The 12117-nt window shown below is 64.8% G+C and carries 10 protein-coding genes and 1 pseudogene; 3 read left to right on the top strand and 8 right to left on the bottom strand.

All coding sequences use genetic code 11. From position 1 onward, the window contains the following. Position 1: 1 nt before the first annotated feature. The 4 genes from NLY44_RS03395 to epmA form a co-directional block, all read right to left on the bottom strand. Positions 2 to 247, bottom strand: a complete 246-nt coding sequence (locus tag NLY44_RS03395; protein ID WP_023682943.1) for a DUF4170 domain-containing protein — start codon at positions 245 to 247, stop codon at positions 2 to 4. A 68-nt stretch (positions 248 to 315) separates the two neighbouring features. Then, positions 316 to 1122, bottom strand: coding sequence for a 3'(2'),5'-bisphosphate nucleotidase CysQ (locus tag NLY44_RS03390; RefSeq protein WP_023682944.1), 807 nt, complete (start codon positions 1120 to 1122; stop codon positions 316 to 318). Then, positions 1109 to 2452, bottom strand: a complete 1344-nt coding sequence (locus NLY44_RS03385; protein WP_023805033.1) for a TldD/PmbA family protein — start codon at positions 2450 to 2452, stop codon at positions 1109 to 1111. The genes NLY44_RS03390 and NLY44_RS03385 overlap by 14 nt, the downstream gene beginning before the upstream one ends. A gap of 199 nt (positions 2453 to 2651) precedes the next feature. Then, entirely contained in the window at positions 2652 to 3698 is a 1047-nt protein-coding gene (gene epmA / locus NLY44_RS03380) for an EF-P lysine aminoacylase EpmA (RefSeq protein WP_023805032.1), read from the bottom strand. 129 nt (positions 3699 to 3827) lie between these two features. On the opposite strand from epmA, the gene efp reads away from it, so the two are divergent. From efp to NLY44_RS03365, 3 genes and pseudogenes are all read left to right on the top strand, one after another. After that, positions 3828 to 4397, top strand: a complete 570-nt coding sequence (gene efp / locus NLY44_RS03375) for an elongation factor P (RefSeq protein WP_023682947.1) — start codon at positions 3828 to 3830, stop codon at positions 4395 to 4397. 71 nt (positions 4398 to 4468) lie between these two features. Continuing rightward, complete coding sequence (locus NLY44_RS03370) at positions 4469 to 5929, top strand: phospholipase D-like domain-containing protein (RefSeq protein ID WP_023805031.1); 1461 nt, start codon at positions 4469 to 4471, stop codon at positions 5927 to 5929. A gap of 26 nt (positions 5930 to 5955) precedes the next feature. Further along, positions 5956 to 6755 (top strand): annotated as a pseudogene (locus NLY44_RS03365) (endonuclease/exonuclease/phosphatase family protein). 1 nt (position 6756) lies between these two features. Here NLY44_RS03365 and NLY44_RS03360 read toward each other — a convergent pair. From NLY44_RS03360 to NLY44_RS03345, 4 genes are all read right to left on the bottom strand, one after another. Next, complete coding sequence (locus tag NLY44_RS03360; RefSeq protein ID WP_023805030.1) at positions 6757 to 8724, bottom strand: glycoside hydrolase family 127 protein; 1968 nt, start codon at positions 8722 to 8724, stop codon at positions 6757 to 6759. A 38-nt stretch (positions 8725 to 8762) separates the two neighbouring features. Further along, the gene (locus NLY44_RS03355) at positions 8763 to 9620 is read right to left on the bottom strand and encodes a carbohydrate ABC transporter permease (protein ID WP_023805029.1); all 858 of its coding nucleotides are present in this window, start codon (positions 9618 to 9620) and stop codon (positions 8763 to 8765) included. Next, a complete protein-coding gene (locus NLY44_RS03350) occupies positions 9620 to 10540 on the bottom strand; it encodes a carbohydrate ABC transporter permease (protein ID WP_023705752.1) in 921 nt (306 codons plus the stop codon). Before NLY44_RS03350 ends, NLY44_RS03355 begins: the two co-directional genes overlap by 1 nt. 329 nt (positions 10541 to 10869) lie before the next feature. Continuing rightward, positions 10870 to 12108, bottom strand: a complete 1239-nt coding sequence (locus NLY44_RS03345; RefSeq protein ID WP_023689585.1) for an ABC transporter substrate-binding protein — start codon at positions 12106 to 12108, stop codon at positions 10870 to 10872. Between the last annotated feature and the right edge of the window lie 9 nt (positions 12109 to 12117).

Raw genomic sequence — 12117 nt, 5'->3', positions numbered from 1 at the left:
GTCAACCGGCGGCCTTGCTTTCAGGGTCGAGCAGCCGGTGCAGATGGACGACGAAATAGCGCATATGGGCATTGTCCACGCTGGCTTGCGCCTTTGCCTTCCACGCGGTGTGCGCGGTTTGATAGTCCGGATAAACGCCAACGATGTCGAGCGCGTCGAGATCGCGGAACTCGGTGCCTCCCAGCTTCTTCAGCTCGCCGCCGAACACCAGGTGCAAAAGCTGTTTCTTTCCGTCTTCCGCGGCCATTTCGGTCCTTCACATATTGTGAGTTTGCGACAGGTCTAGCCCAAAGCTGCCGACTTTGGAACCTTCGATCACGCTTCCGTATCGGCAATGACGCCGGCAAGCACGGTCAGCAGCTGCCCGCTGCCGGCGACCAGCGCGCCGTGACGGATGATCTCCCCGGCATAAAGCGGCGCGCGGCCATGGCCGTCGAGCACGGCGCCGCCAGCCTCGCGCAAGATGAGATCGGCGGCGGCGATATCCCAGTCATGCGCGTTGGGCTTGACGAAGGTTGCGTCGAGCGTGCCGTTGGCGACCATCGCCAGCCGGTAGGCGAGAGAGGGAATGTGCGCCGCCCGCCGCACCCGGCCCTGCCATTGCGCCGGCATCAGGTCGATCAACTGCTTCAGCCCGCCGATCTCGACCGTCTTGCCCAGGCCGCGCACGGCAATCGGCTTGCCGTTGCGGAAAGCTCCATGGCCAGGCAGCGCCCAATAGGTTTCGCCCTTGGCCGGACATTCGAGCACACCGGTGAGCGTGCGGCCATTCTCGACCACCGCGACGCTGACGCACCACGAGCGCAGGCCTTCGAGGAAGCCGCGGGTGCCGTCTATGGGGTCGACGACAAAGGTGCGCCGCGCCAGAAGCCGTGCCGGATCGTCAGTCGTTTCCTCCGACAGCCAGCCATAGTCCGGCCGCGCCGCAAGCAGGGTCTCGCGCAGATAGGCGTCCGCCGCGTGGTCGGCTTCGCTGACCGGCGAGGTGCCGCCCTTCATCCACACTTGCGGGTTTTTGCCGAAATAGCGCATGGCGATCGCGCCCGCCTCGCGGGCGGCGTCGCGCAGCAGATCGAGGTCTTCCGAGGCCCCGGCCGATATGACCGGGTCACGCTCCGGCAAGGGTCATTCCTTCGATCAGCAGCGTCGGTGCGGCAGTGCCGAAATCGCGGTCAAGATCGCTCGCCGGAACCATATTGAGGAACATCGTCTTCAAATTCGAGGCGATGGTCACCTCGGCCACCGGATAAGCAAGCTCACCATTGTCGATCCAGAAGCCGGATGCGCCACGGCTGTATTCGCCGGTCACCATGTCGACGCCCTGGCCGAACACTTCGGTGACATAAAAGCCGGATTTTAGCGACCTGATCAGGTCTTCCGGCGTCCTGTCGCCCGGCTCGATGGCGAGATTGGTCGAAGACGGCGATACCGACGAGCCGCTGCGCGCGCCGCGTCCGTTGGTGGTCAGCCCCAATTCCCGCGCGGCGGACGTCGACAGGAACCAGTGCTTCAGCACGCCGTTCTCGACCATCAACAGCTTTTCGCCCTCGACGCCTTCGCCGTCGAACGGGCGCGAGGCCTGGCCGCGACGCCGCAGCGGCTCGTCGGTGACGGTGATGGCAGCCGACGCAACCTGCTTGCCCATCATCTCGCGCAAAAAACTGGTCTTGCGCGCCACCGAAGCGCCGTTGATGGCGCCGGCGAGATGACCGGCAATGCCGCGCGCGACGCGCGGATCGAACACCACCTTGACCGGACCGGTCGCCGCCTTGCGGGCGCCGAGGCGGCGCACGGCGCGCTCGCCGGCCTTGCGGCCGATCAGCTCCGGCGCGTCGAGATCGGAAAAATGCTGGTTCGAGGAGTATTCGTAGTCGCGCTCCATGCCGGTGCCTTCGCCCGCAATAACGCTGGCCGAACGCGAAAAGCGCGATGCGACATAGTGGCCGACGAAGCCGTTCGACGTGGCCAGCACCAGCCCGCCAAGACCGGCGCTGGCGCCGCTGCCGGCCGAATTGGTGACGCCCTTGACTGCAAGGGCCGCTTCCTCGGCGGCAAGGGCCGCTTCCTTCAACTGATCGGCCGAAACCTCGGTGGCGTCGAACAGATCGAGGTCGCGCACCTTGCCGACCAGCAAAGCCGGATCGGCGAGACCCTGATAGGGGTCCTCGGGCGAGACTTTGGCCATGGCCACGGCGCGTTCAGCCAGCGCCTTGGGGTCCGATGCCGCCGTCGCCGAGACGCTCGCCACCCGGTTGCCGACGAAGACGCGCAGCGAGACATCGTCGCCCTCGGACGCTTCGGTGTTCTCGACCTTTCCCAGCCGCACCGACACGCCGATCGAGCGGCCGCGCACGGCAACCGCGTCGGCGGCGTCGGCGCCGGCCCGCTTGGCAGCCTCGACCAGTGCCGCGACGCGGTCGGTCAATTTCGCTGCCTCGGATGTATCGGTCATGCGCATGGTCCTGGCTGAAGCCGCGCCGGGCGGTAGCGGCTGTTGCACCATCTATTGTCCCGATGCGCCTTGTGCAATGGCGCCCGGGCAATTGTCCCGCTGCGGCATAGCGCCCAAGCGGCCCGCAAAGCCCATCCGCGGCGGCCGCCACAGACGCGCGGCTTGACCGGTTTGTGAGTTTAACCGAGGCCGATTTCCGTCAAGGAGTGGCGACCGGCGTCCAGATCACGTCATCGATCCTCGTCGCGCCCGTTGCCAGCATCACCAGCCGGTCGAAGCCGAGCGCCGAGCCGCTGGCTTGCGGCATGATGGCGAGGGCGGCGAGAAAATCCTCATCCAGCGGATAGCGCTCGCCATAGACGCGCTCCTTCTCGTCCATCTCGGCGGCAAAGCGCCGGCGCTGCTCGGCCGGATCGGTCAGTTCGCCAAAAGCATTGGCGAGCTCGACGCCGCAGCAATAGAGCTCGAAGCGCTCGGCCACGCGCTGGTCCTCCGCGCTCGGCCGGGCGAGCGCCGCTTCCGAGATCGGATAGCCGTACAAGATGGTGGCCCGCCCCTGCCCCAGCACCGGTTCGACCTTCTCGACCATTACCCGGCTGAACAAATCGGCCCAGTTGTCATCGCCGGCCGTGCGCAGGCCGGCCTTGACCAGAGCATCATGGAGTGCGGCGCGGTCTGTGCCGCCATCGGCAGAAACGGTGGCAAGAAGATCGATGCCGGCGTAACGCGCAAAAGCTTCCGCCACGCTCACGCGTTCCGGCTCGGCGAACGGATCGGCCTCGCGGCCGCGAAAGCGGAAGGTTTTGGCGCCGGCCCGCTCGGCTGCCAGCTTCAGCAGTTCGGCGCAATCGGCCATCAGGCTGTCATAGGTTTCGCCGACCCGATACCATTCCAGCATGGTGAATTCGGGATGGTGCAAGGGGCCGCGCTCGCGGTTGCGCCAGACGGCGCCCAGGCTGAAGATGCGCCGCTCACCGGCGGCCAGCAGCTTCTTGCAGGCGAACTCCGGCGAGGTGTGGAGATAAAGCGGCCGGCGCGCGCCGTCGGCGCCGATCGCCTCGGTGGCGAAGGCTGAGAGATGCGCCTCGTTGCCGGGCGAAATCTGCAATGCCGCCGTCTCGACCTCGATGAAGTCCCGCTCGCCAAACCAGCCGCGCATGGCGGCAGCTATGGCGTTGCGGGCCATCAGCCGCGGCCGGCGGTCGGCGTGAACATCCGGCGTCCACCAGGGCGAAGCGCCAGTCATGGGTTTGCCGGGCAACGGAATTGCTGACAGGGCTGGCGGTTCGGGCCAAGATGCGCTACGGCGACGGCTCTCGCAGCCGATTTGCGCCGAACGATCGTTTCAGGCCAACGAAGTCTAGGATTGAAAACCGTGGTGAAGGTCATCGCCAGTTCGCTCCGTAAAGGCAATGTCGTCGACAAGGACGGCAAGCTTTACGTGATCCTCTTTGCCGAAAACATCCACCCTGGCAAGGGTACGCCGGTCACCCAGCTCGACATGCGCCGCATCTCCGACGGGGTGAAGGTTTCGGAGCGCTACCGCACCACCGAGCAGGTCGAGCGCGCCTATGTCGAGGAGCGCGAGCACACCTTCCTCTACGCCGACGCCGAGGGGTATCACTTCATGAACCCGGAAAGCTACGACCAGGTCGCGGTGCCGGAAAGCGTGGTCGGCGACATGGCGCCCTACCTGCTCGAAGGCATGGCGGTGCAGATTTCGCAGTTCAACGGCATCGCCATAGCCCTGGTGCTGCCGCAGCGCGCTACTTTCGAAGTGGTCGAGACGGAGCCGACGACCAAAGGCCAGACGGCGTCCTCGTCATACAAGCCGGCCGTGCTTTCCAACGGCGTGCGCACGCTGGTGCCGCCGCACATCGCGCCGGGCACCCGCGTGGTGGTGATGACGGCCGATGGCGCTTATGTGGAGCGGGCGAAGGACTGAGGCGCGAGCGCCTCCGTCCTGGTTGATCCGTTGCATTGCCTTCTGCGGCCGCTGGCTCGATAGTCCTGCCGATGTGGCAGACCTTTGTGACCTACTGGCCTCTGATCCTTGTGATCATTCCGATGCTGATGGCCGCCATCGGCATCGTCCACGCAATCATGACCAAGGAAGACGTGCGCGCCGCCACCGGCTGGGTCGGCGTGATGATCTTGTCGCCGTTCCTTGGCGCGATCATCTATGCCATTGCCGGCATCAACCGCATCCGCCGCGCCACCATCAGCGCCATGCGGCCCGTCGCCGGTGAAGCCGAGACAGCCAAACACGACCACGACATTGCGCTCGAAGCACTCATTTCAGCCGAATTCGGCCAGCGCTTTGCCGGCCTGAAGACGCTAGGCGACAGGGTGGCGCGGCGCGCACTGACGTCGGCAAACGCGATCACGATCCTCAGGACCGGCGACGAAGCTTACGCAGCAATGTGCCGGGCGATAGACAGTGCACAGCGCAGCATTCTGCTCGAGACCTACATCTTCGACAATGACGAGATCGGACGACGTTTTGTCGGATCGCTGGCCGGAGCGGTCCGGCGCGGTGTGACGGTTCGCGTGCTGATCGATGCGGTGGGCGTGCGCTATTCCGTGCCCAGCATTCTTGGGACACTCCGGGAAGCCGGCGTCACCGTCGATCTGTTCAACGGCAACATCGTCATGGGCCTGAGACTTCCCTATGCGAATTTGAGGACGCACAGGAAAATCCTGATCGTCGACGGCGCGGTGGCATTCACCGGAGGCATGAACATCCGCAAGGGGTTCTCGGCTGAGTTCGCTGGCACTGCCAGCTCGGCGGATACGCATTTCCAGGTCACGGGGCCGGTCGTGGCCGACCTGTTCGCGGTTGCCGCCGAGGACTGGCGTTTTGCCGGCAACGAGGCCCTCAAGGACGAGGTTTGGCACGTAGAAAAGCCCTCGCCGCCTCCCGGTCAGCCGATCCTGGTGCGCGCGGTGGCGTCGGGGCCGGACGCCAGCATCGAAACCAACCACAAATTGCTGACGGGGGCATTTTCCGTCGCCCGCAAATCGATCCGCATCATGTCGCCCTATTTCCTGCCGGACCGGGAATTTGTCAGCGCGCTGGTCACGGCGGCCCGGCGCGGCGTCGAGATCGACATCGTCGTGCCCGCGGTCAACAATCTCTTTCTGGTCGGCCGCGCCATGACGGCGCAATACGACCAGGTGCTGAAGCACTATTGCCGCGTCTGGCGGCATGAGGGGTCGTTCGACCATTCGAAGCTGTTGTCGGTCGATGGCGTCTGGGCCTATGTCGGCTCCTCCAACCTCGACGCCCGCTCGCTGCGGCTGAATTTCGAAATCGACCTGGAGGTGCTGGATACCGGCTTTGCCGCCGAGATCGAGGGGCGCATCGGAGCGGCAATCGCTTCCGCCAAACCCGTCACACTCGCAACCCTAAGAGCGCGGCCATTTGTCATCCGGGTTTTTGACCGGTTGTTATGGCTGGGATCGCCCTATCTTTAGAATCAGGACAGATTGAACGCAGGCCTATGGATATAAACGGACGCAGCCTTCCTGAAACCGTGCTCCTGTCGATCCGCGGCAGGAAAGCGCGCAAGGCGAACGCGACGCCGCGCAAGCACATTGAAGGGCCCAGATGGTGGTCGCCTCCTACAACGTCCACAAATGCATCGGCACCGACCGCAGGTTCGACCCCGAACGGACCGCTCGCGTCATCCGCGAGATCGGCCCCGACGTCATCGCGCTGCAGGAGGCCGACAACCGCTTCGGCGATCGCGCCGGGCTGCTCGACCTTGCCCGGATCGAACACGAAACAGGGCTTGTGCCGGTGCCGGTTTCCGGAAGCGGCAAGGGCCATGGCTGGCGCGGCAACGTGCTTTTGTTCAAGCGCGGCACCGTGCGCGACGTCCATCAGATCAAGCTTCCGGGACTGGAGCCCCGCGGCGCGCTGGTTGCCGAGATCGACCTCGACGAAACGCGCACTCTGCGCGTCATCGCCGCGCATCTCGGCCTGTTGCGCCGCTCGCGTTCGGAGCAGGCCCGCGTCGTGCTCGACATCATGAGCAACCAGGATGAAAGGCCGACCCTGCTGCTCGGCGACCTCAACGAATGGCGGCTGGGCAACCGCTCGGCGCTCAAGACGCTGCACGCCACCTTTGGTTTCACGCCGGCGGCGGTGCCGACTTTTCCCTCAGGCCTGCCGGTGCTGGCGCTCGACCGGATCATGGCCAACCGGCACGGCATGGTCTCGTCGGTGGAAGCCCATGACACGCCGCTGTCGCGGGTTGCGTCGGATCATTTGCCGCTGACGGCGTTCGTCAGCCTGTAACTCATCCGTCCCGCAGCCAGACCAGCATCTCACCAGGTTCGCGGTTGTCCCAGGCAAAGTACGGGACGGCGGTGATTTTCGTTTCGCTCACCGCCGGCGGATCGGTGCGATAGAGCCCGGGTTCCCAGTTTTCCTGCGCTTCCTTGCTGGCAAGTGCCGAAAGCGTGACGATGCCGCCGAGCAGGTTCGGCTCGGCATGCGCCTCGATTTTTGCCGTTCGCGGCAGAGCGATCCGATGCAACTGGCCGGCATTGTCGGTCTCCTCGACGCAATAGATCAGCGGACCGCGCGCAAGTGCGACGCGGCCGATGTCCTGACGCACCTCCGGATTGGCGAACAGACGGGCGATCGACATTTCGAGATCGAGTTCGACCCGGTCGCCCTGGCGCCACTCGCGCCGGATCGCGGCATAGCCGTCGCTGGTGATGTCATCCAGATCGACCGCGGCGCCGTTGACCTTGAGCGCCGCCTTGCCGCACCAGGAGGGGACGCGCAGGTGCAAGGTGAACTCGACCGGCGCTTCGGCTTCGATCCGGATCGAGACCGCGCCATCCCAGGGATAATTGCTGGTCTGAATCAGACTGACCGCCCGGTTCGATATGTCGAAGCGCGCGGTGCTGTCGCCGTAGAGATGAACGGCCAGCGCGTCGTCCGACAGGGAGTAGAAATAGCTGCCGATGGAGGCGACCATGCGGCCGATATTCGGCGGGCAACAGGGGCAGCGATGCCATTTCCAGCGATTGTGCCTGCCCCGGCTCTCCAACGGGTTCTCGTAGAAGAACAGCGAGCCGTCGAGCGACAGGCCGGAGATCGAGCCGTTGTAGAGCGCCCGCTCCATCATGTCGGCGTAGCGGGCGTTGGGGCCCATGCCGAGCATGCGGCTGGCCCAGAACACCAGGCCGACCGAGGCACAGGTCTCGGCATAGGCGGTTTCGTTGGGCAGGTCGTAGTCGCTGGTAAAGCCCTCATTGTGCGCCGACGGCCCGAGGCCGCCGGTGATATAGAGGTTTTTGGTGGTGAGATCGTTCCAGAGCCGGTCGAGCGCCACCCTGAGCGTATCGTCGCCATATTCGGTGGCGATGTCGGCCATGCCGGAATAGAGGTACATCGCCCTGACCGCATGGCCGACGACCTTGTCCTGCTCGCGCACCGGCTTGTGCGACTGGTTGTACTCATAAGTCTTGAAATGATAGGCCTTCGGATCGGCGCCGCGCGCACGCGCCTCCTCGTCGAAATAATGCGGCTGCTGCCCGCGCTGGTCGATGAAATACCTGGCCAGGTCCATGTATTTCTGCTCGCCGGTCGCCCGCGCCAGCTTGACCAGCGCCAGCTCGATCTCCTCATGGCCGCAATAGCCCTTCTTCTTGCCCGGCTCCGGACCGAAGGTGTCGGCGATATGGTCGACGTAGCGGCACATGATATTCAGCAGCTTGCGCTTGCCGGTGGCCTGGTAGTAGGCGACCGCGCCTTCGATCAGATGGCCGGCGCAATAGAGCTCGTGGCAATCGCGCAGATTGGTCCAGCGCTTGCCGGGCTGGATGCGCTGGTACCAGCTGGAGAGATAACCGTCTTCCTGTTGCAGTCTGCCGTACAGGTCGATGACGGCATCGATCTTCGTCTCGAGTGCCGCGTTCTTGCGCCGGTAGAGCGAATAGGCCGCGGTCTCGATGGTCTTGCCCCAATCGGAGTCCCAGAACATCTGCGTCGTCACCGTCGAGCCGGTGAAGCCGGGGCTGGCCGCCTCGTCGGGCGACGGCGAATGGAACGGAATGACGACGCCCGGCGAGGGCCGGTGCGGGTCGATCTGCTCCAGCATGCGCGCCTCGACGCAGCGCTCGTAGAGGATGTCGGCGGTGCGCGACGCCACGGCATCGACACGGTCGCCCCAGAAGCCGCGGACATCGACCTGCGGCACCGGCAGCGGGCGGAAGGCGAGTTTGCCGGGCTTGGCGGTTGGTTGAACGGTCATCGTGTCACTCCGTTGGATAGTGGTCATTTCACGGCGGGTCATTTCACCGCGCCGGCCATCAGGCCGCGGATGTAGAAGCGCTGCAGCAAGAGGAAGAGCACCAGGCACGGCACCATCATCACGGTGACGCCCGCCTGCACCGCGCCCCAGTCGATGGCGCCGAAGCGACCGGACTGAAGTGCAGTCATCATGATCGGCAGCGTGAATTTGGACTGGTCGGTCATCAGCACGAGGGCGGCGAGGAATTCGTTCCAGGCGCCGAGGAAGGCAAACAGCGCGATGGTGACGATGCCCGGCCAGACCAGCGGCAGCATCACCTTCAAGAGCATGGTGACGTTGTTGGCGCCGTCCATGCGCGCGGCCTCCTCGATCTCGCGCGGCACCGCGTCGAAGGCGTTGCGCATCATGAAGATGGAGAACGGCAATTGCAGCGTGGTGTAGACCAGGACCAGCCCGGTCAGCGTGTTGTGCAGGCCGACCTTGGTCAGCACCAGGAAGATCGGCGTCAGGATCGACTGGAAGGGGATCATGATCGTCGACAGGATGACGATGAAGAGCACATCCTTCATGGGAAACCGGAAGCGCGAAAAGCCGTAGCCGGCCAGCACGCTGACGACGACCGACAGGATCACCGTCATCGAGGCGACATAGAGGCTGTTTTGCGCCGGCAGCCAGAGGCCGTCGCCAAAGGTGTCGAGCGTGCGGTAGTTCTCGATCGAGAAGCCGGTCGTCGGCCATGGCGGCAGCGGCGGCTGGCGCGCCTCCTGCGCCGGCTTGAAGGTCGACAGCACGGCCCAGACGATCGGCGCGATGAACAGCACTGAGGCGATCATGCCGGTCGAATGCTCGGCGATCCTGAGCCAGAGGCGGCTGCTGCGGCTTCTTGCCTGCGCCATCAGTCGATGCCCTCCGGCTTGCGCAGCAGCCACAGCTGAACCAGGCTGAGCGCCACCAGTATGGCCAGCAGGATCATCGACAGCGCCGCGCCATAGCCGAGCTTGAACGAGACGAAGGACTGGTTGAAAATCCAGTAGACGGCGGTCAGCGTCTGGTTGCGCGGGCCGCCGCGCAGGATGATGTAGAACTGGTCGAAGGCGAGGATCGAGCCGGCGATCGACAGGATCAGCGCCAGCGCCAGCGTGCGGCGCATCAGCGGCAGGGTGATGGCGCGAAAGCGCGCGAACGGCCCTGCCCCGTCGATCATCGCCGCTTCCTGCAGATCGGTCGGGATCGACTGCAGGCCGGTCATCAGGATGATCATGGTGAAGCCCGCCACCTTCCAGACGACCATGGCGATGATCGACCAGAAGGCCGGCTGGAACGTCGCCAGAAGGTTGAACTTTTTCGCGGTCAGGCCGAAATCGTAGGCGGCCGGGCTGAACAGGCCGGAATCGACATTGAGCAGCCAAGACCAGAGCAGGCTGGCCGAGGCGAAACCGACGACCGCCGGCATGAAGAAGGATGTCCGGTAAAAGCCGGTCAGCCGCCTGGGCTTTTCGATGAACAGCGCCAGCGGAAAGGCGACGGCGAAGATCACGATGGTGACGATCACGGTGTAGTAGGCGGTGAAGCTCAGCGCGTTCCAGAAACGGTTGTCGCGCAGGATCGCCCGGTAATTGTCGAAGCCGATGTAAAAATGCTCGCCCATCAGCGGCCAGTTGTGCAGCGACATCCAGGCCGTCATGCCGAGCGGAATGATGAAGAAGACGACGACCAGCGCCACGGCCGGCGCGACATAGAGCAGGCCGATCCACTGCCGGCGGCCGGCGCCGACGAGTTTTCTGGCGCGTGGCGGGGTGGTGGTGATGGCGGTCATTTACCCTCCCCCTTGTGGGGAGGGTCGCTGCGCAGCAGCGGGGTGGGGGTGCGGCGCCGGCCCCCCACCCGAACCTGCGGTCCGACCTCCCCACAAGGGAGAGGTAGGGCGTCGGTGCGATGATTGAGAATGCCAGGGGTCATGCTGCTCTTCCGTTGGATCTCGTAGGGCGGTGGGACACACCTCCCCCACCCCGCTGCTGCGCAGCGACCCTCCCCACAAGTGGGAGGGTAAGGAGCGCCGGCCGCCCGTCCAGGGAGACGGATCGGGCGGCCGGATCAGGACCTGCGACGGCAGGGGCGTCATGCGCCCTCGCCGCCGGCCAGTCCTTATTTCTGCGCCTGGTCGATGATCGACTGCATGGTCTCCTGCGCATTGGCGATGGCGCCATCGACGTCGTCGCCGAAGACGACCTCGTTGATCATCTGCGTCCACGGACCGTTGGCCGAGTTGATCAGGTCGTTGAACACCACGGAATAGGGCGTGCGGCCCTTGGCCATGGCTTCGGCGGCGATCTGGTAGCGCGGATCGAGATCTTTCAGCGCCTCCTTGGCGATGTCGCCGCGCACCGGCAGGCTGCCGTATTTGGCCAGGATGGTCTGGCCTTCGAGCGAATAGGCGAAGTCGAGAAACTCCTTCACCACAGCGAGCTTCTTGGTGCCCTTGGTGACGACGAAATTGTCGCCGCCGGCAAACGAAGACCAGCCGCTGTCCTTGCCCGGCAGGAAGGTGACGCCATAGTCGATATCCGGATACTGCGTGTTGAGCGCGCCGATGGCGAAGGCGCCGGACGGCGAAATGCCGATATTGCCGGTGGCGAAGGCGGCAAAGAAGTTGGCGCCGGTGTCGGTCTGCGCGCCGGCCGGCACCAGATCCTTCTTGACCATCGAGCGGTAGAGGTCGATGGCGCCGCGCAGCTGCGGGCTGTCCAGCGTCGCCTTCGAGCCGTCCTCGGAGAGGATGTCGCCGCCCGAGGCCCAGATCAGCGGCGTGAAGGTGAAGATGTTGCAGCCGCCGCAATTGCCGGAGAAGTAGAAGCCCTTGATGTCGCCGCCGAGCGCGTTGACCTTTTCGGCATCGGCCTCGATCTCGGCCCAGTTGGCCGGCCCCTTGTCGGGATCGAGCCCCGCCTGCTTGAACAGCTTCTTGTTCCAGATCAGCACCGAGGCGTCGGCCGAGAACGGCAGCCCGTAAATGTGGTCCTTGTAGGTGCCGGTCTTGACATGCGCCGGCGACAGGCTGGCGAAATAGGGCAGCGATTTCGCCCAGTCGGTGATGTCTTCGAGCTGGCCGGCGGCGGCAAAGGACGGCGTGTAGATCAGGTCGAGCGACAGCGCGTCGGGCGCCGTGCCGCCGGCGGCGGCGGCGCCATATTTCGGGATGATCTCGGCATTGGGAATGATGTCCAGCTTGACCTGGTTCTCATGGCCCTTGTTGAAGGCATCGACGATGCGCGGCATGAAGTTCGAGCCGTCGGCGCGAACCCAGATGTTGGCGGTGTCGGCGGCCATTGCAGGCAAGGCAATGATACTCGCGGCGAGCGCGAACCCGGTAATCACGGTTTTCATGGTTTTCCT

It is taken from the genome of Mesorhizobium sp. C089B (assembly GCF_030323125.1).
Lineage (GTDB): Bacteria > Pseudomonadota > Alphaproteobacteria > Rhizobiales > Rhizobiaceae > Mesorhizobium.
This window is presented reverse-complemented; position numbering and strand designations above follow the sequence as displayed.